The following is a 21,668-nucleotide window of genomic DNA, read 5'->3' as shown; positions in this document are numbered from 1 at the left end:
CAAGGCGCTCACGACTCCGCTACGGCCCGCGTACGGGGCTGAACGTTTCGACGCGGTGGCCGACCCCGAAGACGCACGCCGACACCCGACGCCCAGCGTCGTGCGCCAGGGGTCGCACTGGGCCGTCGTCGTTGCCACGTTGCCGTCGCTACGGCCGGAGGACGCCCGGAAAGTCGCGTTTCGGCGGTCAATAGTGACGGCAAAGATCGTCGCGGCGCGGCATCGCGCCGCAGTGCGGCGCGATGCGGAGCGGCGGCGAGGGCGTGGGCTGGGAGGTGCGGAATGCTCGGTGAACGCGGCGCACGGAACGATCTCGGGGGGCGTTGCGCGGGGCCGGGTGGCTCAACGTCGCTACCGGGCCTCCCCAGGGGCTCACGCCGACCTCTACGGCCCGTGTACGGAGGCCGGGCGCCTCTGAGCGCCCTCGGAACGCCGGGGCCGTACGCCGCCCTGTGCGGCCCGCGTACGGCCGGGCGGTCCCCGATGGCGGGTGGCCGGCGCGGCTCCCGTACCGCCCGCGAAAGGTCGGACAACGGATGGCCGGCGCGGACCGCATACGGCTCGCGGAGGGCCGGCGCGGGCCGCGTGCAACCCGCGAAGGGTCGGCGCGAACCCCTCTCGGCTCGCGGAGGGCCGGAGCGGTCAGGCGGTGCCGGTGCGGCGGAGCGCCGCCGCGATGCCCGCCGCCGCGGCGCCCGGGTCCGGGGCGCCGGTGATGGGCCGCCCGATGACGAGAAGGTCGGCTCCGGCCGCGAGGGCCTCCTCCGGGGTGGCGACCCGCGCCTGGTCCTGCGTCGCGCTGCCCGCGGGCCGTACGCCCGGCGTGATGAGCGTGATGTCGGGTCCGACCTCCGCCCGGACGTCCGCTACCTCGCGGGGAGAGCACACCAGCGCCTGGGCCCCGGCTCCGACCGCCAGAGCGGCCATACGGCGCACGACGTCGGAGGCCGAGCCGCCCAGTCCCAGCGCGTCCAGATCGGCCTCTGACAGCGACGTGAGGACCGTGACGGCCGCGATCTTGGTCTGCGGGGCCGCCTCGACGGCCGCGCGGATCATGGCGGCGCCGCCGCCGGCGTGCACGGTGAGGTACGCCGGCTTGAGCCGGGACACCGCGTGCGCGGCGCCCGCGACGGTCGCCGGGATGTCGTGCAGCTTCAGATCGAGGAAGACCTGGACGCCGCTGGCGCCGCGGACGCTGGCGACGACGTCGGGGCCGTAGCGCAGGTAGAGCTCCAGGCCGACCTTGACCGTGCTGACGTGCGGCGTGACCAGCGCGGCCCAGCGCGCGGCGGTCTCGAGGTCCGCCGCGTCGAGCGCGACGGCGATGGGAGCGGTGTTCACTGGGTGGTCTCCTGTTCGATCGGCTCGGTCGAGCCCGCGCCGGCGGTGTCCCCGGCGACCGCCAGGCCGACGTTGGGGTCGATGCGGCGGTGGAGGCTCCCCGCCGGTTTGTGGGCGAGCCCCACGACGTCGGCGAGCCGGTCGATGCCGCGCTCCTTCAACGCCCCCTCGAGCTCGCGCAGGATGCGTACGCACGCCGACGGGTCGTGCAGGGTCGCCGTGCCCACGGCGACGGCCGATGCGCCCGCCAGGACGAACTCCAGGACGTCCAGGCCGGTCCGGATCCCGCCGATCCCGATGATGGGCACCTCGGGCAGGGCGGCGTGCACCTGGTAGACGCAGCGGACCGCCACGGGGCGGATCGCCGGTCCGGACAGCTCGCCGGTGATGCCGGCGAGCCGGGGGCGGAGGGTGGTGGTGTCGATGGCCATGCCGTGCAGCGTGTTGATCATCGACAGGCCGTCCGCTCCGGCGTCGGCGCACGCCATGGCGACGCCGACGATGTCGGTGACGTCGGCCGACAGCTTGGCGACCACGGGGAGGCGGCGCGGCGTGCTCGCGCGCACCGCGCGTACGAGGCGGCCGGCGGCCGACGGGTGGGCCGCGAACATCGACCCGCGGTCCTCGACGTTGGGGCAGGAGAGGTTGATCTCCACGGCCGAGACGCCGGGCGCGTCGCCGAGCCGGCGGGCCACCTCGGCGTACTCCCCCACGCTGCCGCCGGCGACCGACACGACGACGCGGGCCTCCCGCTCGGCGAGCCAGGGCAGGTCGCGCCGCAGGAACGTCTCGATTCCCGGGCCCTGCAGCCCGGCGGCGTTCAGCACGCCGGAGGGGGTCTCGGTGAGCCGGGGGGCGGGCCGGCCGGCGCGCGGCTGCGGCGTGATGGACGGCGTCACGAGCGCGCCCAGCCGGCCGACGTCGAAGAAGCGGCCCAGCTCGCGGCCGGTCCCGCCGCAGCCGGCCGCGGTCAGCACCGGGTTCGGCAGCGTGAGGCCGCCGAGGCGGGTCTCCATATCGATCATGACAGGTTTCCGGGGAGCACCGAGCGGGGGGCGCCGTAGGCGTCGAACGGGATCGTGCCGAGGTCGTCCCAGCGCACCCGCTCGCCGCGGAACACCGGGCCCTCCACGCACGAGCGCGCCATGTGCGTGACGCCCTCGTCGTCGATGACCGGGAGCACGCAGGCCTGGCAGACGCCGACGCCGCAGGACATGGGCTCCTCGACGGCGACCTGCACCGGCAGGTCGTAGCGGACGGCGATCCGGGACACCGCGCGCAGCGTCTCGGTCGGGCCGCAGGCGTACAGCACCTCGGCGCCGACCTCCTCGACCACGGCCGCCAGGAGGTCCTCGGGGCGGCCCCGGTGACCGAGCGAACCGTCCTCGGTGACGACGGACGTCGACTCGCCGACGCGGCGCGCCGCGCGCGTGCCGTAGACGTGGTCGGACTCGGCGCCGCCGAGCACGAAGTGGACGGCGCAGTCGCGCTGGCGGAGCACGGCGGCGAGGGGGAAGAGCACCGCCCCCGAGTGCCCCTCGCCGATGAGGACGCAGCGCACGGGGTGGCGCGGCAGCGGGAAGGGGCGGCCGAGCGGGCCCGCGACGTCGAGGATGTCGCGCGGCCGGAGCGCGGCCAGCCACTCGGTGCCGGCGCCCCGTACCGCGAAGACGATCTCGACGGTGCCGCCGTAGTCGGGCTTGACCTCGCGGACGAAGAAACACCGCCGCGTCAGCATGCTCGACCGATCGCCGCCGACGGCCAGGGCGACGAACTGCCCCGGCCGGAAGCGTTCGGCGATGCCCGGGGCCACCAGCGTCATCGCGTGGTAGGCCCCGGTCCGCCTGATCGTCAGGACCGTTCCGGGCACCTGTACCGGTGCGACCGGTGAGTCGGTCAACTGTCCTCCTCGCCACCCCAGAGGTGCTGGGCGTGCTCCTGCAGCGACCGGACCCCGATGACGCCCGCGGCGGTCGCCTCGATGCCCTGGACGGCCGCGCCGAGCGCCTGCACCGTGGTGAGGCAGGGGACGCCGCGCAGGACCGCGGCGGTGCGGATCTCGTACCCGTCGAGGCGCGGCCCGGACTGCCCCGGGCTGCCGAACGGGGTGTTCACGATGAGGTCGACCTCGCCGTCGAGGATGCGCCGCACGATCGTCGGCTCGCCGTCCGGCCCGGGGCCGGCGCTGTGCTTACGCACGATCTTGGCACGCACGCCGTTGCGCCGCAGGACTTCCGCCGTCCCCTCAGTGGCCAGGATCTCGAATCCGAGGTCCGCGAGCCGCTTCACCGGGAAGATCATTGCTCGTTTGTCGCGGTTCGCGACGGAGACGAACGCCCGGCCCTTGGTGGGCAGCGAGCCGTACACCGAGATCTGGGACTTGGCGTACGCCGTGCCGAAGACCGTGTCGATGCCCATGACCTCGCCGGTGGAGCGCATCTCCGGGCCGAGGATGGTGTCGACGCCGACGCCCTCGGGGGTGCGGAAGCGGTCGAACGGCAGCACCGCCTCCTTGACCGAGATCGGCGCGTCGAGCGGGAGCCGCCCGCCGTCGCCGGTCGCGGGCAGCACGCCCTCGGCGCGGAGCCGGGCGATGCTCTCGCCCATCATCACGCGGGCCGCCGCCTTGGCCAGCGGCACGGCGGTGGCCTTGGACACGAACGGCACCGTACGGGAGGCACGCGGGTTGGCCTCCAGGACGTACAGGACGCCCGCCGAGAGGGCGTACTGGACGTTCATCAGGCCGCGCACGCCGATCTCGCGGGCGAGGGCCTCGGTGGAGGTGCGGATGCGGTCGATGTCCTCGCGGCCGAGCGTGATCGGCGGCAGCGCGCACGCGGAGTCGCCGGAGTGGATGCCGGCCTCCTCGATGTGCTCCATGACGCCGCCGAGGTAGAGCTCCTCGCCGTCGTACAGCGCGTCGACGTCGATCTCGATGGCCTCGTCGAGGAACCGGTCGACGAGCACGGGGTGCTCGGGGTTCCACTGCCCGCCGCCGGCGCGCTCGATGTAGCCCTTCAGCGTGTCCTCGTCGTAGACGATCTCCATGCCGCGCCCGCCGAGGACGTACGACGGCCGGACCAGCACCGGGTACCCGATCTCGGCGGCGATCGCCGCCGCCTCCTCGTACGTGGTGGCGGTGCCGTGCTTGGGCGCGGGCAGGTCCGCGCGGGCGAGGACCTGCCCGAACGCGCCGCGCTCCTCGGCGAGGTGGATGCTCTCCGGCGAGGTGCCGACGACCGGCACCCCGGCGTCCTTCAGCTTCTGCGCCAGCCCCAGCGGCGTCTGCCCGCCGAGCTGCACGATCACGCCGGCGACCTCGCCGGTCTCCTGCTCGGCGTGCACGACCTCCAGGACGTCCTCCAGGGTGAGCGGCTCGAAGTACAGCCGGCCGGAGGTGTCGTAGTCGGTCGAGACGGTCTCGGGGTTGCAGTTGACCATGACGGTCTCGTAGCCGGCCTCGGCCAGCGTGAACGAGGCGTGCACGCAGCTGTAGTCGAACTCGATGCCCTGCCCGATGCGGTTCGGGCCGCTGCCGAGGATGATCACCTTGGGCTTGTCGCCCACGGGCACCTCGGTCTCCTCGTCGTAGGTCGAGTAGAGGTACGGCGTGCGGGCCTCGAACTCGGCGGCGCAGGTGTCGACGGTCAGGTAGACGGGCCGGATGCCCAGGGCCTGCCGCAGCTCGCGGACGACCTCGGCGGAGGTGCCGCGGATCTCGGCGATCTGCTCGTCGGAGAAGCCGTGCCGCTTCGCCTCGCGCAGCGCCTCCGGGTCGAGCTGGTCCTCGGCGAGAGGGGAGGCGACCTCGTCGAGCGCCGCGATCTGGTCGAGGAACCACGGGTCGATCCGGGTCGCCTCGTACAGCTCCTCGACGGTCGCTCCGACGCGCATCGCCTGCTGGACGGCGCGCAGCCGCCCGTCGTGCGGCCTGCGGGCGTCGTCGATGAGCTCTGCCTTCCGCGCGGCCCGCTCGTCCTCGGAGAGCGCCTCGGGGCTCGGGGCCCAGGAGAAGGAGCTGCCGGACTTCTCCAGCGACCTGAGGGCCTTCTGCAGCGCCTCGGGGAAGGACCGGCCGATCGCCATGGCCTCGCCGACCGACTTCATGTGGGTCGTGAGCGTCTTGTCGGCCGCGGGGAACTTCTCGAACGCGAACCGCGGCGCCTTCACCACGACATAGTCGAGGCTCGGCTCGAAGCTGGCGGGCGTCTCGCGGGTGATGTCGTTGCGGATCTCGTCGAGGGTGTACCCGACGGCGAGCTTCGCCGCGATCTTGGCGATGGGGAAGCCGGTCGCCTTGGACGCCAGCGCGCTGGACCGCGACACGCGCGGGTTCATCTCGATCACGATCATGCGCCCCGTGCGCGGGTCGATCGCGAACTGGATGTTGCACCCGCCGGTGTCGACGCCCACGGCGCGGATGACGTCGATGGCGACGTCGCGCATCCGCTGGTACTCCCGGTCGGTGAGCGTCATGGCCGGCGCGACGGTGATCGAGTCGCCGGTGTGCACGCCCATCGGGTCGACGTTCTCGATGGAGCAGACGACCACGACGTTGTCGTGCCGGTCGCGCATCAGCTCCAGCTCGAACTCCTTCCAGCCGAGGATCGACTCCTCCAGGAGCACCTCGCTGGTCGGGCTGGCGGCCAGGCCCGCGCCGGCGATGCGGCGCAGGTCGTCCTCGTCGTAGGCCATGCCGGACCCGGCGCCGCCCATCGTGAAGGACGGGCGCACGACCATCGGGTAGCCGAGCGTGCCGGCCGCGGCGAGGCAGTCGTCCATCGAGTGGCAGATCACACTCGCGGCGGACTCGGCGCCGATGTCGGCGACGATCTTCTTGAACCGCTCGCGGTTCTCCCCCGCCTGGATGGCGTCGACGTTGGCGCCGATCAGCTCGACGCCGTACCGCTCGAGGACGCCGGACTCGTGCAGCGCCACGGCGGTGTTGAGGGCGGTCTGGCCGCCCAGCGTGGGCAGCAGCGCGTCGGGGCGCTCCTTGGCGATGACCTTCTCGACGGTGTCCGGGGTGATCGGCTCGACGTACGTCGCGTCGGCGATCTCCGGGTCGGTCATGATCGTCGCGGGGTTGCTGTTGACGAGGGCCACGCGCAGGCCCTCGGACTTGAGGATTCGGCACGCCTGGGTGCCGGAGTAGTCGAACTCGGCGGCCTGGCCGATGACGATCGGGCCCGAGCCGATGACGAGGACGGATTTCAGGTCGGTACGGCGCGGCATCAGGTTCCCTGTCCGGACGCGACCGCGACGGCCACGAGGGCCAGCACGGTCAGGGCGGCGGCGACGGTGGTGAGGATGAGGGCCAGCGGTGTCGGGGGCCGGGCCCGGACGACGGCGTCGTTCGGGTCGACGGGCACGTGGCCGTGGGACGCGGTGTCGGAGGCGTGGTCGGCCTCGTGGCCGGAGACGTCGGTCATGGGCCCTCCTCCGTCGGAGGAGTGACCGGAGGCGCTGTGCTCATGAGCGGTCCATGAGGTCGCAGAAGCGGTCGAACAGGCCGGTGGCGTCGTGCGGGCCCGGAGCCGCCTCCGGGTGGTACTGCACGCTGAACGCGGGACGGTCGAGCAGCCGCAGCCCCTCGACGACGCCGTCGTTCAGGTCCACGTGGCTGACCTCGGCGCGGCCGTACGGCGTGTCGAACGGGCCGTCGAGGGGCGCCTCCACCGCGAAGCCGTGGTTGTGGCTGGTGATGTGCACCCGGCCGTCGGCGCGGTCCTGCACCGGCTGGTTCACGCCGCGGTGGCCGAAGCGCAGCTTGTACGTGCCCAGGCCGAGCGCGCGGCCCAGCATCTGGTTGCCCAGGCAGATCCCGAACACCGGCGTGCCGGTGTCGAGGACCCCGCGCAGGGACTCGACCGCGTAGTCGCAGGCGGCGGGGTCGCCCGGACCGTTGCTGTAGAAGACCCCGTCCGGTTCGAGGGCGAGGATCTCCTCGGCGGTCACGGTCGCGGGCAGGACGTGCACCTCACAGCCGCGCTCGGCCATGCGCCGGGGTGTCATCGTCTTGATGCCCAGGTCGATCGCCGCGACCCGGTGGCGCACCTCGCCCTCGGGCCGCACGACGTACGGCTCGGGCGTGGACACGACGCGGGCCAGGTCGGCGCCGATCATGTCGGGGCTGTCCAGCACGCGCTCCAGGAGCGCCTGCGGGTCGGTCTCGACGGTGCTCACCCCGGCCCGCATGGCGCCCTTGTCCCGCAGATGGCGGGTGAGCGCCCGGGTGCCGTTGATCGCGATGCCGACGACGCCGTACGCGCGCAGTTCGTCGTCGAGCGAGCGGCGCGCCCGCCAGTTCGAGACGACCCGGGACGGTTCGCGGACGACGTACCCGGCGACCTGGACGCGGCCGGACTCGGGGTCCTCGTCGTTGACGCCGGTGTTGCCGATGTGCGGCGCGGTCATCGTGACGATCTGCCGGTGGTACGACGGGTCGGTCAGCGTCTCCTGGTAGCCCGTCATGCCGGTGTTGAAGACGATCTCCCCGAACGCCTCGCCCTCGGCGCCGTACGCGGTGCCGTGGAAGGTCCGGCCGTCCTCCAGGACGAGCAGCGCCGGTTTGGTCGCGCGATTCAATTCGGTTTCCCTTCCAGAACGGTGGGGCGGCCGCGCAGGAACGTCGCCTGTACCCGGCCCGGCAGCTCGAGCCCGGCGAACGGCGTGTTCCGGCTCTTGGAGACGAATCCGGTCGGGTCGACGGCCGTGCGCACGGCCGGGTCGTACAGCGTCAGGTTCGCCGGGGCGCCGACCTCGATCGGGCGGCCCTGGCCGCTGAGGCGGCCGATGCTCGCGGGGCGGACCGACATGCGGTCCGCGACGCCGGCCCAGTCGAGCAGGCCGGTCTCGACCATGGCCTCCTGCACGACCGACAGTGCCGTCTCCAACCCGATCATGCCCATCGCGGCCGGGGCCCACTCGGTCTCCTTGGCCTCGGCCGGGTGGGGGGCGTGGTCGGTGGCGACGCAGTCGATCGTGCCGTCGGCGAGCGCCTCGCGCAGCGCCTCGACGTCGGCCTTGGTGCGCAGCGGCGGATTCACCTTGTAGACGGGGTCGTACGTCTCGGCGAGCTCGTCGGTCAGCAGCAGGTGGTGCGGGGTGACCTCGGCGGTGACCCGCCAGCCCTTGCTCTTCGCCCACCGGATGATCTCCACGGAGCCCGCGGTCGAGACGTGGCAGACGTGCAGCCGGGACCCGACGTGCGCGGCGAGCAGGCAGTCGCGGGAGATGATCGCCTCTTCGGCGACGGCGGGCCAGCCGGCCAGGCCGAGCCGCCCGGAGACCTCGCCCTCGTTCATCTGCGCCTGCTCGGTGAGCCGCGGCTCCTGGGCGTGCTGGGCGACCACGCCGTCGAACGCCTTGACGTACTCCAGCGCGCGGCGCATCAGCACCGCGTCGGACACGCAGTGCCCGTCGTCGGAGAACACCCGGACGCGCGCGGCCGAGTCGGCCATCGCGCCCAGCTCGGCGAGGCGCTCGCCCTCCAGGCCGCGGGTGACGGCGCCGACCGGATGGACGTCGCAGTGGCCGGCCTCCCGGCCCAGCCGCCAGACCTGCTCGACGACGCCGGCCGTGTCGGCCACCGGCTCGGTGTTGGCCATGGCGTGCACGGCGGTGTAGCCGCCGGCCGCCGCGGCCCGGGTGCCGCTCTCGACCGTCTCGGCGTCCTCCCGGCCGGGCTCGCGGAGGTGGGTGTGCAGGTCGACCAGGCCCGGCAGCGCGATGAGGCCGTCGGCGTCGACCACCGTGGCGTCCGGCGCCGTCAGGCCGGAGCCGACCTCGGCGACGACGCCGTCGCGGAGCAGGATGTCGGCGGGCGCTCCGCCGAGGATCCGCGCGCCCTTGATGAGGTACATCACGCGTCTTCCCTTCTCGATGCGTCGCCGCCGCGTTTCGCGTCCCCGTTGGGCGAGACGGCGCCGGCACGCGCCGTGTCGCCGCCGATCGCCGGCTCCGAACCGCCGAGGAGGAGGTACAGCACGGCCATCCGAACGGTCACGCCGTTGGCGACCTGCTCCACGATGGTCGAGCGCGGCGAGTCGGCCACCTCCGCGGCGATCTCGACGCCGCGGTTCATCGGACCGGGGTGCATGACGATCGCGTGGTCCGGGAGGGCGGCCAGGCGGCGGGCGTCCAGGCCGTACCGCCGGCTGTACTCGCGGACGGTCGGGAAGTAGGCCGCGGTCATCCGCTCCTGCTGGACCCGCAGCATCATCACGACGTCGCTCTTGGGGAGCACGGCGTCGAAGTCGTACGCGACCTCGCACGGCCAGGTGTCCACCGAGACGGGGAACAGCGTGGGCGGCGCGACCAGCGTGACCTGCGCGCCGAGCGTGTTGAGCAGCAGCACGTTGGAACGCGCCACCCGGCTGTGCAGGATGTCGCCGACGATCGTGATCCGGCGCCCGTCGAGGTCGCCGAGCCGCCGCCGCATCGTGTAGGCGTCCAGCAGGGCCTGGGTCGGGTGCTCGTGCGTGCCGTCACCGGCGTTCACGACGCTGCCGCGCACCCAGCCGGCCAGCCGGTGCGGCGCGCCGGAGGCGTTGTGGCGGATGACGACGCCGTCGGCGCCCATCGCCTCCAGGGTGAGCGCGGTGTCCTTGAGGCTCTCCCCCTTGGACACGCTGGAGCCCTTGGCGGAGAAGTTGATGACGTCCGCCGACAGCCGCTTGGCGGCCGCCTCGAACGAGATCCGCGTCCGCGTGGAGTCCTCGAAGAAGAGGTTGACGACGGTGCGCCCACGCAGCGTGGGCAGCTTCTTGATCGGGCGATCGGCGATCCGCGAGAGCTCCTCGGCGGTGTCGAGGATGAGCAGCGCGTCGTCCCGGGTGAGATCGGCCGCCGAGATCAGGTGGCGCTTCACTTGGGGACCTCCAGCACGACGGCGTCCCGGCCGTCGGTCTCGGCGAGCAGCACCTTGACCTTCTCGCGGGTGCTGGTCGGAAGGTTCTTGCCGACGTAGTCGGCGCGGATGGGCAGCTCCCGGTGGCCGCGGTCGACCAGCGTGGCGAGCTGCACGGCGCGCGGGCGGCCGAGGTCGTTCAGCGCGTCGAGGGCCGCCCGTACGGTGCGGCCGGAGAAGAGGACGTCGTCGACCAGGACGACGACGCGGTCGTCGACCCCTTCGGGCGGGAGCTCGGTGCGGCCGAGGGCGCGGGCGGGCCGCATGCGCAGATCGTCGCGGTACATCGTCACGTCGAGGGAGCCCTGCGGAACGGGCTCGCCCTCGACCTCGGCGATCCGACCGGCCAGGCGGGCGGCCAGCGTGACCCCCCGTGTCGGGATCCCGAGCAGGACGATGTCGCGGCCGCCCTTGGTGCGTTCGAGGATCTCGTGGGCGATCCGGGTGAGCGCCCGCCGGATGTCGGGGGCCTCGAGAACGGTCTTGTGACTCACATCACTATCGGGTGACGGTCCGTGCGCGGGCACGGAGGCAGCACTCACCTCGATAACCTCCTTTCCCGCCTCTCTGGACGGGTCTTAAAGGACGTCGGGCGCTCTCACGTTAGCAGCCCCGGTACTCTGCCCCTGACACCGGGACCAGCACGTTTACGCTGGTGACGACGCTGCGCAAGCGAGCCGCCGGACGCCGGGCCACGGGTATGGCAAGCTTTTACCCGGCGGTCGGCGACCCGCGCGACGCGTGGTCGCCAGGCCGCGCAAGCCCCGTTGCGCAAGGGTTTCCGCACCCTCCGAGCCCCTCTTCGGAGCCTCCGCGGACGCCGACTGTTTCGCCGCTTTTTTCCAATCAGCTTGACCTGGAGCGCTACCCGTTTTACCGTCACTGTCCGTAACCATCCCAGGAGATGGACCCCTCGGGCAGTCGGCCCCCCGGCCGGCTGAGAGTGCGCCCCACGGCACACCCGTCTCGGGACAGGCGGGAACCACCCGTCCGGGTCCCCCTCCCGGGGCCACTATCGACGACGAGAAAGTGAGCCTGGGGGCCGCACGATGCCGTCTGAATACGCAAAGGCTCTCGGCGCGAGGCTTCGCGCCATCCGCACCCAGCAGGGCCTGTCCCTGCATGGCGTGGAGGAGAAATCCCGTGGCCGCTGGAAGGCCGTCGTCGTGGGTTCGTACGAGCGGGGCGACCGCGCCGTCACCGTTCAGAAGCTGGCCGAGCTCGCCGAGTTCTATGGCGTGCCGGTGTCGGAGTTGCTCCCGGGCGGAGCCGCGCCGAGCCCTCTGGGCCCGACGCCCAAGCTCGTGATCGACCTCGAGCGACTCCAGCAGCTTCCGAAGGACAAGGCCGGTCCCCTCGCCCGTTACGCCGCGACGATCCAGAGCCAGCGGGGCGACTACAACGGAAAGGTCCTGTCCATCCGGCAGGAGGATCTGCGTTCGCTGGCGGTGATCTACGACAAGTCACCGACGGAGCTCACGGAGGAACTCATCGGCTGGGGCGTCCTCGACCCTGAGGCACGCCGCGCGGTCGAAGCGTTCTGATCCACCTTCCGGATCATGCGGCCCCTCCGGGCTGCCGCATGACCGATGCGTCGTGACGGAGCCCGTCCGGTATCCCACCGGGCGGGTTTCCTCATATGGCGCCGACGACGGCCCACCTGGGAGGCGTCCGCTACGGCCCGCCCTTGATCACGGGCGTTCACCGCGCCGTAGCAGCAGCATCCGCCAGTGATCTGCGCGTGCTCGGCCTCCCTTGGCGAGCCACGGGTCCCCGCCGCGAAGCCGTCCCGGATGGCGGACAAAGCGCTCGGTGAGAGCGCCCCCACCGCCGGGAAGTCGCGACGTTCAACCCGTTTCGTCCCTGTGGTCACCGAGCATTCGGCTCGCCATCCGAGGCGCGACGGGACGGCGAGGGCGCGGGCGCCGCGGGGCTGTGGTGTCCCGAGGGCGTGAGGCGGGGACGCCGCGCGGGGCCCGCCGGTTCGGGGGGAGGTCAGCGGCGGGACCCGCGGGCGTCGACCGGGGCTCCGTGTGCGGAGCCCGTCTCTGGAAAGGTCTCAGCCGGCGGCGGGCAGCATGGGCTGGCCCGGAACGCCGAGGGTGGTCTCGACGAGCGACACGAAGATCTCCGCGTCGTGCAGCAGCTCGTCGGCCTCGTCCGCGGTGACCGCCCGTGGCAGGCCGGCCTCCGCGGCGGCGCGCTTGTCGGCGCCGGCGGCGAAGAACGCCGCCCACTCGCGCAGCGCGGGCTCGGCCTCGGGCAGCAGCACCCAGACGCTGCGCGGCCTGCCGCGCGTCCGGGATCCGGGGTCGGCGCGCTCGGCGAGCACGGCGGCGGCGGCGCGGAGCGCCGCGAGGTGCGCCGCGACGTAGCGCAGCGCCGGGGCGGCCGACTCGGCGGCCTCGATCAGCCCGCGGCGCGCCGTCTGGAGGAGTGACATCGCCGATGCGGCGGGCCTGCGCCGGGGTGTCGGATGCAGTGGGACGGCAGTGGACGACCTTGCGGACATGACATGCCTCCTTCCGCTCGGCGGGCCCGAGGGCCCAGGGGAGCCGGGCGAAGCGCTTCCCCTCGCCCCGCCCGGCCGTCGCATCCCGCCCGGCATCGCGCTGCCCGCGAGACGATCCCCTCGGCGCGGGCCGCGAGTCCCACGCCGCACTCGAACACAGGTTCGAGCATGCATCTCAGTAAAGCGGCCCCGACTCCATTCGTCAACGTGTTCGAATAGGTGTGTCTCCGCAGTTCGAAACCCCTTACCGTTACCTGTGATGTGATCGGGTGCGATCACACTTCAAGGCAGCCGTGGCCTTGCGGCCCGGCGTTCCCCCTTCCGGGGGTTCCCGCTTCAGCGCCGAGGGCCCACCTGGGGTGGGTCTTACATCGGCTCCACGGGCGTTTAGCGTCTCCCCGCAACTCTGGGCGACGTTGGCCGCGAGGGCGGCCAGGTTGCGTGCGGCGTTCTCGTCCCGGTTGAGGATGAGGTGGCACGCGGTACACGCGTAGGTGCGCTCGGACAGGGCGAGTTTGGCTTTCACCGCGCCGCAGCCCGAGCAGGTCTTGCTGGAGGGGAACCACCGGTCGGCCACGACCAGCCGCCCACCGTTCCAGGTGGTCTTGTAGGCCAGGTGCCGCCGTACCCCGCCCATGCCGGTATCGGCGACCACGCGGGCCAGGTGTCGGTTGGACAGCATCCCGGTGACGTTGAGGTCTTCGATGACGATCGTGCCGTAGGTGGCGGCCAAGCGGCTGGTGAGTTTATGCAACCCGTCACGCCGCTGGTCGGCCACCTTCGCGTGTACCCGCCCCAACGCGGCTTTGGTCTTGCGCCAGCGCGCCGAGGGTTCCCGCCTGCCATCATCACTAGTGCGAAGGCCGTTGCGGCGGGCGAGTTGTCTGCCGAGCCTTCGGAACTTGCGCAGCGCTGCGGGCCGTGGCCCGTAAGGTGCTGCCATGCATCCCAACGTCGAACACGTCGCCGCCCGCCTGCGTGAACTGGGCGCCACCGGAGAGGTCCGCGAACTGCCCGAGGCCGCGCCCACCGCGGTCGCGGCCGCGGCTCAGCTCGGCTGCGACGTCGGCGCCATCGCCAACAGCCTCATCTTCGCCGCCGACGGCGAGGCCCTCCTCGTCCTCACCAGCGGCGCGCACCGCGTCGACACGACCGCCCTGGCCCAGCGGATCGGCGCGGCGAAGATCAAGCGGGCGGACCCGGAGTTCGTCCGGGCGGCGACGGGACAGCCCATCGGCGGGGTCGCGCCCCTCGGGCACCCGGAGCCGGTCCGGACCCTGGTCGACACGTGGCTGGCCAAGCACGACGTCGTCTGGGCGGCGGCCGGGCATCCGCACACCGTCTTCCCCACCTCGTACGAGGAGTTGCTCCGCCTCACCGGCGGCACGCCCACCGACGTCGACTGATCGCCGCCGCCCCGAGGCACTCGTCCATCGCCCCGCCGTGACCGGACCTGGACGGTCCGTGACCCGATCGTGCACGCGTCGCCGGGGACAACCGCCGAAAGGCGGTGATACAACGGTCACCTGAGGCTTAAGCGCACTCTCCGGAGCGGGTGCCCCATGGCTGGACAGGACGGTCTGCGCGCCAGTGCGGCACGCGACAAGGATTTCGTCGGCATCGACACCGCGGCGATGGCTCGGCTCATCCAGCAGATGACGAGTGCGTCGGACGCCATCACCGCCTGGCTGCGCACGAACGCCGCGCTGCCCCCGAGCGTCCCGCGTACCGGTCTGCATCAGGCGGCGGCGGTGGAGAGCTGGGCCCGCGCCCAACCGGGGATGCTCAGCCGGCGGCGGAGCTACGCGATCGCCCATCTGAGCAAGGGCGCCGCCGACATGCCGCGCGTCGGCGCCGGCCACCTCGGCGGCCGCTCGGGCGGTACGACGACGGCCGGGGCGGGACACTCCGTCGGCCATTTCCCCGACGCGCACGCCGCCACCAGAGCGGGGTCCGCCGACGCCGCCGCGATCCACGCGGCGTTGGCGGCCGGCCACCCGATTCCGGCCGCCGTCTGGAAGCGGCTGGCCACCGACGCCGACGACCCGGACTACGCCAAGGGCCTCTACGCACGCCTCGGCCCGGCCGGCGCCGCCGACCTGATCGGTGCCGCGCTCGGCCGCCAGGCGCGCCTAGCGGCGGTCCGGGAGTCACTGGGCCTCGCCAGCCATCACCTGCGGATGTCCGAGAAGTGGCTGCGCGACCTCCTCGAGGAGGCGACCCGAAAGGGCGTGCACGACGACGCGGTCCGCCTGCTGGAGCACGCCGGGCTCGACCGGCGCGCGAAGGTCGCCCTCGGGCACATCGGCCTGGCGCACCTGGTCGCGGCGCCACCGGGGCACCGGATCCCAACGCACAACCCTCCGCACGAGGCGATGATCCGTCCCGTCGCGGCGGACCCCGAGGCGGCGGCCGAGCTGCACGCGCGCCACTCCGAGGCCGTACGCCGGGCACTCGCGGCGCACCCCGGATCCGCGGTGCTGCAGGCGCTCGCCGCCCATACGACGCCCGCCCATACGACGCCCGCCCATACGACGCCCGCCCATACGACGCCCGCCCACACGTCGGCCCCGCACGCGGCGGCCGATCACACCGTCACCGGCCACGACCTCGCCCGTCACGCGGCGTCGGGCGGCCACGGCGCGGTGGCCGACGGCTCGCCTGGCCGGGCCGCGGGCGCGGCTCATCCGGCGTCCGAGGGCGACACCGGGAGGAACACATGAGCGAGCGCAGCGAGCGAATCAGTAGGGACAGTGCCTCCGGTCACCCCTCCGACGAAGGAGGACACATGAGCGAGCGCATCATGGGCACAGCGCCTCTGGTCATCCCTCCGGCGAAGGAGGATCCATGAGCGCTTATCCACCCGCGCCGGCCACCGTACGACCGCCGACGGCGCCGGCCGCGTCGGCGGGCGATCCGGCACAGCAGCCGAATCCGGCGTACGTCGAGCTGTTCGCCGCGTACGAGCGCGCGTACGCGAGCGCCCACTCGCTCGAGGCGGCGCTGGACCCGCCGATCCGCACGGTCGGCGACGCCTGGGTGGGGCCCGCGGCGCGCACCTGGCAGCGTGAACTGGAGACGGAGCGCGGCCGGCTCAAACAGGCGGCCGCCCAGATTCTGTGGGACATTTACGACGCACTGTCAAAAGTCCCGCCTTATCTACCAAAGTGAGCTACGTGAAATCAGCTTTCGGAGCCCGGCGGGAGACCACCCCGCAGATACGGGAGATCGACCGGCGCGGCTTCTTCCGGAAGCTCGACGCGATGCTGGCGACGTACGCAGCGGCGATGGAGCCGCCCGCCGACCAGATGCCGGGCCGGCGCACCATCATGGAGCGCCATGCCGCGTACCCCGGCTTCCGGGCATTCGTCGCCGGGCGCCGGCGTGACGTGGCCGGCTTCGCGTACGGCTTCCACGGCGAGCCCGGCCAGTGGTGGCACGACGTCGTCCACGCCGCGCTCGCCGAGGTGGGCGGCCCGGAGCACGCCGGCGCGTGGATGAGTGACACGTTCGAGGTCGCCGAACTCCACGTCCATCCCGACAGTCAGGGCCAGGGGCTCGGCCGTGGACTGATCACCACGCTGTGCGCGGACCGTCCGGAGCGCACCGTCGTGCTCTCCACGCTGGACGCCGAGACGCCCGCCCGGAACCTGTACCGCTCGCTCGGCCTGACGGACCTGCTCACCGCTTTCCGGTTTCCGGGCGGCGGCCCGCTCTACGCGGTCATGGGCGCGCGGCTGCCGCTGAGCTCCAGGCGGTCGTAGACCTCGCGCGTCGCGGTCGACTTGTTGAACGTGATGAAGTGGATGCCCGGCGCGCCATCGGCCAGCAGACGCCGGCACAGCTCCGCCGCCTGCTCGATCCCGAGCCGGCGCACCGCCTCGGGGTCGTCGCCGACGGCCTCGAACCGCTCGGCCAGCTCCCGCGGGAACGGAGCACCGGACAGCTGCTCGGACCGCTCGATCGTGCTCAGCCGGGTCACCGGCATGATGCCCGGGATGATCGGCACGTCACAGCCCCGCGCGGCGACGCGGTCGCGCAGCCGCAGGTAGTCCTCGGCCTGGAAGAACATCTGCGTGATCGCGTAGTCGGCACCGGCCTGGCACTTCCGCACGAAGTATTCGGTGTCGCTCTCGATGTCCGGCGACCGCGGGTGCTTGTACGGGAACGCGGCGACCCCGACGCTGAAGTCGCCCGACGACTTGATCAGCCGGACGACGTCCTCGGCGTACTCCACGCCCTCGGGGTGCTTGACCCACTCCCCCATCGGGTCCCCGGGCGGGTCGCCGCGCAGCGCCAGCAGGTCCCGGACGCCGACGGCGGCGAACCGGCCGATCAGCTGCCGCAGCTCCCGGATCGAGTGGTTCACGGCCGTGAAGTGCGCGACCGGGGTGAGGGTCGTGTCCATCGCGATCCGCTCGACGATCTCGACGGTCCGGTCGCGGGTGCCGCCACCGGCGCCGTACGTCACCGAGACGAACGTGGGACGCAGCACCTCGAGGCGGCGGATCGCCTGCCACAGATTGCGGGCGCCCTGCTCGGTCTTGGGGGGAAAGAACTCGAACGAGAACGTCGGCTCGCCCGCGGCGAGCACTTCCCGGATCGTGGGACGAGCGAAGGTCATGCAGACCAGCGTAACGGGACGAGCCTCGAGGACCACTAGTCTCGACTTCATGGCCCCCAGTCGCGTACGTAAGGAGGTCGACGCGGCGCTGCATGCCTTCGTCGACCGGCAGCGCCCCATGCTGAGCACTCTCGGCGACGACCTGGCACCCATGGTGACGGCGCTCGACGCGCTGCTCGCGGGTGGCAAGCGGCTGCGTCCCGCGTTCTGCTACTGGGGCTGGCGCGGCTCCGGCGGCGGGGACTGCCCGGAGATCTTCGCCGCGGCGGCATCGCTCGAGCTCCTGCAGGCCAGCGCGCTGATCCACGACGACGTCATGGACGGCAGCGACACGAGGCGCGGTCAGCCCTCCGCGCACCGCCGGTTCGAGGCGCTGCACGCCGCGTCGGGGTGGCGTGGTTCGGCCGAGGCGTTCGGCGCGGGCGCGGCGATCCTCCTCGGCGACGTGTGCCTGACCTGGAGCGACGAGATGTTCCAGGGCAGCGGCCTTCCGGAGGACGCGCTGCGGCGTGGGCGGCCCGTCTTCGACATCATGCGCACCGAGGTCATGTGCGGGCAGTACCTCGACCTGGTCGGGCAGGCCCGAGGGTGCGGCGTCGATCCGCGGGCCATGGTCGAGGCGGCCCTCCAGGTGGTCCGGTTCAAGGCCGCCAAATACACCATCGAACGGCCGCTGCAGCTCGGGGCGGCGCTGGCCGGATCCGGGGAGATGGCCGCCCTATCGGCGTACGGCATGCCGCTGGGCATCGCCTTCCAGCTGCGCGACGACGTCCTGGGCGTCTTCGGGGATCCGGCCGAGACCGGCAAGCCCGCGGGCGACGACCTGCGGGAGGGCAAGCGCACCGTCCTGATCGCGCTGACCCTCGAACGCTCCGCGCCGGCGCAGGCCGAGACCGTGGAGCGCCTGCTGGGCGACCCCGGGCTCGACGCCGACGGGGTCGAACGGCTCCGGGCGATCATCGTGGACACCGGCGCGCTGGACGCCTGCGAGCGGATGATCGACCGGTACGCCGACGAGGCGTCCGGCGCGCTCACGAGCGCGCCACTCACCGCCGAGGCGCGTGCGGCGCTGTCGGACCTGACGATCGCCGCCACCGCCCGCCGCGTCTGACCGGCCCGAACCCCGCGACTCGTCGCGTCCGGCCGACCCTCGCCTCACCACCCGTCGCGTCCGATCACCGCGTCCGACCGGCCCTCGCCCCACGACTCGTCACGTCCGATCACCGCACTTGACCTGCGGAACGACCCGGGATCAACATTCGCCGGACAAAAGCGGTTTCGGTGGTTAACAATGGGGGCATGACCGATCGATTGACCGCATGAAGCTCGACACGCCTTACCCGCCGCGTATCACCGAACCCGTGGCCCGAGTGCGCGTCTCCGCGCCGGCGCCGCGACGGACCCCCCGCAGCCGCCGACTCATCCTCGCGCTGACGCTGGTGGCCGTCGCAGGGTTCCTGCTGGGCCTGGGCCTGCCGGTCCATCCCTGAGCCCGCACCCGACGCGACGGGGGCGCCTCCGAGCAGCCGCCGGCCGAGAGCCGGCCACCGTCCCCCCATGAAGAAGAGCCCTTGGCCCGCGACGCGGGCCAAGGGCTCCTGTCGTATCGGCGGACCCGCCGCCCCGGCGGAGTCCGTCACCAGTGCGGCGGCCGGTCCTCCAGGAGGCGGGCGTCGTCGTCATCTGAGGGGTAGTCGCCCCAGCCGAGCTCGGATTCGTCGCGCGTCTGGTCGGGCAGCACCACCAGATCGTCGTCGTCGGCCAGCTCCACGAGGCGCTCGTCGTCAGGGTTGCTGATCACGTCTCCCATTCTCGCGCATCGAGCCCGCGATCGGGTGCCGGGCCGGTCAGAACGTCTGGTCCGCGGCGCGGAGCGGGCGGGCGAGCTCGGCGGCGGCGCCGCGCGGATCATCGGCCTCGGTGATCGCGCGGACGACGACGACGCGACGGGCCCCGGTGGCCAGCACCTGGTCGAGGTTGCCCGCGTCGATGCCGCCGATGGCGAACCAGGGCCGGGGGAACCCGCGCCCGGCGACGTACTCCAGCAGCCCGAGGCCGGGGGCCGGGCGGCCGGGCTTGGTCGGCGTCGGCCAGGTCGGTCCCACGCAGAAGTAGTCGACGCCGGGTTCGGCGGCCGCGGCGGCCGCCTGCGCCTCCGAGTGCGTCGACCGGCCGATGAGGATGTCCTGGCCGACGATGGCGCGCGCCGCCTGGACCGGGAGGTCGTCCTGGCCCAGGTGCAGGACGTCGGCGCGTACGGTGTGCGCGATGTCGGCGCGGTCGTTCACCGCCAGCAGGGCGCCGTGCTTGTCGCAGGCGGCGCGGAAGACCGAGAGGTACTCGATCTCCTGACGCGCCTCGAGGCCCTTCTGCCGGAGCTGCACGATGTCGACGCCGCCGGCCAGCGCCGTGTCGAGGAACTCCTCGAGGTCACCCTGTGCCTCGCGCGCGTCCGTGCAGAGGTAGAGGCGGGCCCGGTCGAGCCGGGCCCGCAGGGTCACGGCGCGTTCAGAGGGCAGGTGCCTGGCCACGGCGGGCCCTTTCGCCGATGGTGCGCGGACCTGCGGCGTGCCCTCCGCGGATCAAAGGGCCAGCGCCTGGGCGCGCCGGTTGATCTCCTTGACGCGGTGCTGGGCGAGCGCCTGGACGGGAGAGCCCGGAAGGGACTCGTCCTCGGTGAACAGCCAGCGCAGCGCCCCGACGTTGTCGAAGCCGGAGTCGGCGAGGACCGTCAGGGTGCTCTGGAGTCCCTTGAGGGGCTGATCGCCGGAGATGAACGCCGCCGGGACGCAGAGCCCTTCGGCGCGCTGCACTCCCAGGAGCTTGTGGTCGCGGAGAAGCTGCTTCACTCGCTTGAGATCGAGGCCGAGCTTGTCGGCCACTTCGCGAAGGGTGAGCCATTCGCCCACCAGTGCGTCGGTCTGTCGGTCGATCTCGATTTCGGCAACGGTGTGCGTCACGGAACCCTGCCTACCACCTTCGGCATCTTCTGAAACCTCACTCACGGACGGTCTCCTTGACCGGAATGGCCAGATCCGCCAGCGCTGACCGGTCAACTCGCTTCTGACCTGCGATGATACGCCTGCCCTGTGCGAGATCGCGTGGTCGGTCGACCGTGAGGATCGCCACAAGCCGATCGTCGGCCAGCCAGCAGGCCGACCACCCGCCGGCGGCCGCCGGGTCGCCGCGCCAGAGCATGATGTCGGCCACCGGGTGATGCCCGGCGTACTGCACCATGTGCCCGAACTGCTCCGACCAGAAGTACGGGACCGGGTCGTAGAGCCGGTCGCCGCCCAGCAGTCCCGCGGCCGCGACCTCCGGGGCGTTCAGCGCGGTGTCCCAGTGCTCGACGCGCAGGCGGCGCCGGAACCTCGACGACCACCACGCGGCGCAGTCCCCGACCGCGTAGACCCCCGGCCGGCCGGTGCGCAGTCGTTCGTCGACGGCGACGCCGTTGTCGAGGGTCAGGCCCGACCCTTCGAGCCAGGCGGTCTCGGGACGCACTCCCACGCCCGTCAGGACGACGTCCGCCTCGACCGAGCCGCCGCCCGCCAGGTCGAGACCGCCCCGCTCCACGGACGCGACCTTGACGCCGGTGCGGAGCTCGATCCCCGCCTCGGCGTACCAGCCCGCCGTCTTCGCGCCGACCTCGGCGGCGACGGCCCCGGAGAGGGGGGCGTCGGCGGCCTCGACCACCGTGACGCGGCAGCCGGCCGCGGCCGCCGCCGTCGCGACCTCCGCGCCGATCCAGCCGGCGCCCACGATCGCGACCCGGGCTCCGGGGCGCAGCTCGGCGCGGAGCGCCCGGGCGTCGTCGATGGTGCGCAGCACGTGCTGCGGCCCCTCGCCGGGCAGCCGGATCGGCGACGCGCCGGTCGCGATCACCAGGCCGTCGAAGGCGAGCGGGCCCGCCGTCGTCTCCAGGACGTCGGTGAGACCGGTCACACGATGACCGAGGAGCAGTTCGCAGTCCAGCGCCGTCCAGTCGGCCTCGACGGTCGTGTCGTCGACGTCCCCGCGCAGCACGCCCTTGGACAGCGGCGGCCGGTCGTACGGGCGGTGCGGCTCGGCTCCGACGAGGGTCAGCCGGGCGGTGTGGCCCTGGGCCCGCAGCGCCTCGATGGTCCGGACGCCCGCCAGTCCACCGCCTGCGACGATCACCCGCTCCATGTTCGCGACCTTATAGTCTGTTGACGTAAGCGCGGGAGTCCGGCGCACCGGGCTGAGAGGGCGGCACAGCGGCCGCCGACCGCATGAGCCCGCCTCGGCGACCACCTCGG

Annotated in this window: 22 protein-coding genes and 1 pseudogene; 7 read left to right on the top strand and 16 right to left on the bottom strand. The window is 72.8% G+C overall.

The window, feature by feature from the left end; genetic code table 11:
• Nucleotides 1-642: 642 nt before the first annotated feature.
• From pyrF to pyrR, 9 genes and pseudogenes are all read right to left on the bottom strand, one after another.
• Nucleotides 643-1,341 (bottom strand): orotidine-5'-phosphate decarboxylase, encoded by a 699-nt coding sequence (pyrF, locus tag AB0K82_RS17745; protein ID WP_364398068.1) that lies wholly within the window; start codon nucleotides 1,339-1,341, stop codon nucleotides 643-645.
• Complete coding sequence (locus tag AB0K82_RS17740; RefSeq protein ID WP_364398066.1) at nucleotides 1,338-2,366, bottom strand: dihydroorotate dehydrogenase; 1,029 nt, start codon at nucleotides 2,364-2,366, stop codon at nucleotides 1,338-1,340. Before AB0K82_RS17740 ends, pyrF begins: the two co-directional genes overlap by 4 nt.
• The gene (locus AB0K82_RS17735; protein WP_364398064.1) at nucleotides 2,363-3,241 is read right to left on the bottom strand and encodes a dihydroorotate dehydrogenase electron transfer subunit; all 879 of its coding nucleotides are present in this window, start codon (nucleotides 3,239-3,241) and stop codon (nucleotides 2,363-2,365) included. Before AB0K82_RS17735 ends, AB0K82_RS17740 begins: the two co-directional genes overlap by 4 nt.
• Entirely contained in the window at nucleotides 3,238-6,576 is a 3,339-nt protein-coding gene (gene carB, locus AB0K82_RS17730; RefSeq protein WP_364398062.1) for a carbamoyl-phosphate synthase large subunit, read from the bottom strand. Before carB ends, AB0K82_RS17735 begins: the two co-directional genes overlap by 4 nt.
• The gene (locus AB0K82_RS17725) at nucleotides 6,576-6,773 is read right to left on the bottom strand and encodes a hypothetical protein (RefSeq protein ID WP_252799881.1); all 198 of its coding nucleotides are present in this window, start codon (nucleotides 6,771-6,773) and stop codon (nucleotides 6,576-6,578) included. The genes carB and AB0K82_RS17725 overlap by 1 nt, the downstream gene beginning before the upstream one ends.
• A 40-nt stretch (nucleotides 6,774-6,813) precedes the next feature.
• On the bottom strand, nucleotides 6,814-7,929 hold the full coding sequence (carA, locus tag AB0K82_RS17720; RefSeq protein ID WP_364398060.1) for a glutamine-hydrolyzing carbamoyl-phosphate synthase small subunit: 1,116 nt from the start codon (nucleotides 7,927-7,929) through the stop codon (nucleotides 6,814-6,816).
• Complete coding sequence (locus tag AB0K82_RS17715; protein ID WP_364398161.1) at nucleotides 7,926-9,206, bottom strand: dihydroorotase; 1,281 nt, start codon at nucleotides 9,204-9,206, stop codon at nucleotides 7,926-7,928. Before AB0K82_RS17715 ends, carA begins: the two co-directional genes overlap by 4 nt.
• A gap of 98 nt (nucleotides 9,207-9,304) precedes the next feature.
• Nucleotides 9,305-10,213, bottom strand: a pseudogene (locus tag AB0K82_RS17710) (aspartate carbamoyltransferase catalytic subunit); the annotation flags it as partial.
• Nucleotides 10,210-10,746, bottom strand: a complete 537-nt coding sequence (gene pyrR, locus AB0K82_RS17705; RefSeq protein ID WP_345358125.1) for a bifunctional pyr operon transcriptional regulator/uracil phosphoribosyltransferase PyrR — start codon at nucleotides 10,744-10,746, stop codon at nucleotides 10,210-10,212. The pseudogene AB0K82_RS17710 and the gene pyrR, both read right to left, overlap by 4 nt.
• A gap of 555 nt (nucleotides 10,747-11,301) precedes the next feature.
• On the opposite strand from pyrR, the gene AB0K82_RS17700 reads away from it, so the two are divergent.
• Nucleotides 11,302-11,796 carry a transcriptional regulator gene (locus AB0K82_RS17700; protein WP_252782932.1) on the top strand — a complete coding sequence of 165 codons (495 nt, stop codon included), beginning with the start codon at nucleotides 11,302-11,304 and terminating at the stop codon, nucleotides 11,794-11,796.
• A gap of 515 nt (nucleotides 11,797-12,311) precedes the next feature.
• Here AB0K82_RS17700 and AB0K82_RS17695 read toward each other — a convergent pair.
• Both AB0K82_RS17695 and AB0K82_RS17690 read right to left on the bottom strand, forming a co-directional pair.
• Nucleotides 12,312-12,764: an SAV_6107 family HEPN domain-containing protein gene (locus AB0K82_RS17695; RefSeq protein WP_364398058.1), complete on the bottom strand. Its 453-nt coding sequence runs from the start codon at nucleotides 12,762-12,764 to the stop codon at nucleotides 12,312-12,314.
• Between the two features lie 250 nt (nucleotides 12,765-13,014).
• Nucleotides 13,015-13,707, bottom strand: a complete 693-nt coding sequence (locus tag AB0K82_RS17690; RefSeq protein ID WP_364398056.1) for an RNA-guided endonuclease TnpB family protein — start codon at nucleotides 13,705-13,707, stop codon at nucleotides 13,015-13,017.
• On the opposite strand from AB0K82_RS17690, the gene AB0K82_RS17685 reads away from it, so the two are divergent.
• The 4 genes from AB0K82_RS17685 (at nucleotide 13,706) to AB0K82_RS17670 (ending at nucleotide 16,528) form a co-directional block, all read left to right on the top strand.
• Complete coding sequence (locus AB0K82_RS17685) at nucleotides 13,706-14,170, top strand: YbaK/EbsC family protein (protein ID WP_364398054.1); 465 nt, start codon at nucleotides 13,706-13,708, stop codon at nucleotides 14,168-14,170. The two genes, AB0K82_RS17690 and AB0K82_RS17685, sit on opposite strands and share 2 nt — an antisense overlap.
• Nucleotides 14,171-14,326: 156 nt before the next feature.
• Complete coding sequence (locus AB0K82_RS17680) at nucleotides 14,327-15,487, top strand: hypothetical protein (protein ID WP_364398052.1); 1,161 nt, start codon at nucleotides 14,327-14,329, stop codon at nucleotides 15,485-15,487.
• A gap of 124 nt (nucleotides 15,488-15,611) precedes the next feature.
• Complete coding sequence (locus AB0K82_RS17675) at nucleotides 15,612-15,935, top strand: hypothetical protein (protein WP_364398050.1); 324 nt, start codon at nucleotides 15,612-15,614, stop codon at nucleotides 15,933-15,935.
• Between the two features lie 5 nt (nucleotides 15,936-15,940).
• Nucleotides 15,941-16,528 carry a GNAT family N-acetyltransferase gene (locus AB0K82_RS17670; protein ID WP_364398049.1) on the top strand — a complete coding sequence of 196 codons (588 nt, stop codon included), beginning with the start codon at nucleotides 15,941-15,943 and terminating at the stop codon, nucleotides 16,526-16,528.
• Here the strand turns inward: AB0K82_RS17670 and metF are convergent.
• Nucleotides 16,480-17,388: a methylenetetrahydrofolate reductase [NAD(P)H] gene (gene metF, locus AB0K82_RS17665; RefSeq protein WP_364398048.1), complete on the bottom strand. Its 909-nt coding sequence runs from the start codon at nucleotides 17,386-17,388 to the stop codon at nucleotides 16,480-16,482. The two genes, AB0K82_RS17670 and metF, sit on opposite strands and share 49 nt — an antisense overlap.
• Before the next feature lie 49 nt (nucleotides 17,389-17,437).
• On the opposite strand from metF, the gene AB0K82_RS17660 reads away from it, so the two are divergent.
• Nucleotides 17,438-18,499, top strand: a complete 1,062-nt coding sequence (locus AB0K82_RS17660; protein ID WP_364398047.1) for a polyprenyl synthetase family protein — start codon at nucleotides 17,438-17,440, stop codon at nucleotides 18,497-18,499.
• A gap of 250 nt (nucleotides 18,500-18,749) precedes the next feature.
• Entirely contained in the window at nucleotides 18,750-18,878 is a 129-nt protein-coding gene (locus AB0K82_RS17655; RefSeq protein WP_364398046.1) for a hypothetical protein, read from the top strand.
• A gap of 146 nt (nucleotides 18,879-19,024) precedes the next feature.
• On the opposite strand, the gene AB0K82_RS17650 is transcribed toward AB0K82_RS17655, so the two are convergent.
• Genes AB0K82_RS17650 through AB0K82_RS17635 form a run of 4 tightly spaced genes read right to left on the bottom strand, consistent with a single transcriptional unit; the run spans nucleotide 19,025 to nucleotide 21,558 of the window.
• Nucleotides 19,025-19,189, bottom strand: a complete 165-nt coding sequence (locus AB0K82_RS17650) for a hypothetical protein (RefSeq protein ID WP_345358450.1) — start codon at nucleotides 19,187-19,189, stop codon at nucleotides 19,025-19,027.
• A gap of 46 nt (nucleotides 19,190-19,235) precedes the next feature.
• The gene (thiE, locus tag AB0K82_RS17645) at nucleotides 19,236-19,919 is read right to left on the bottom strand and encodes a thiamine phosphate synthase (RefSeq protein WP_364398045.1); all 684 of its coding nucleotides are present in this window, start codon (nucleotides 19,917-19,919) and stop codon (nucleotides 19,236-19,238) included.
• Between the two features lie 51 nt (nucleotides 19,920-19,970).
• Nucleotides 19,971-20,348 (bottom strand): Rv2175c family DNA-binding protein, encoded by a 378-nt coding sequence (locus AB0K82_RS17640; RefSeq protein ID WP_364398044.1) that lies wholly within the window; start codon nucleotides 20,346-20,348, stop codon nucleotides 19,971-19,973.
• A 37-nt stretch (nucleotides 20,349-20,385) separates the two neighbouring features.
• Nucleotides 20,386-21,558 carry an FAD-dependent oxidoreductase gene (locus tag AB0K82_RS17635; protein WP_364398043.1) on the bottom strand — a complete coding sequence of 391 codons (1,173 nt, stop codon included), beginning with the start codon at nucleotides 21,556-21,558 and terminating at the stop codon, nucleotides 20,386-20,388.
• Nucleotides 21,559-21,668: the final 110 nt, after the last annotated feature.

The sequence above is a fragment of the Actinoallomurus sp. NPDC052274 genome, assembly GCF_040679475.1.
Taxonomy (GTDB): Bacteria; Actinomycetota; Actinomycetes; order Streptosporangiales; family Streptosporangiaceae; genus Actinoallomurus; species Actinoallomurus liliacearum.
The sequence above is the reverse complement of the archived record's forward strand: the minus strand, read 5'-3'. Positions and strand labels throughout refer to the sequence as shown.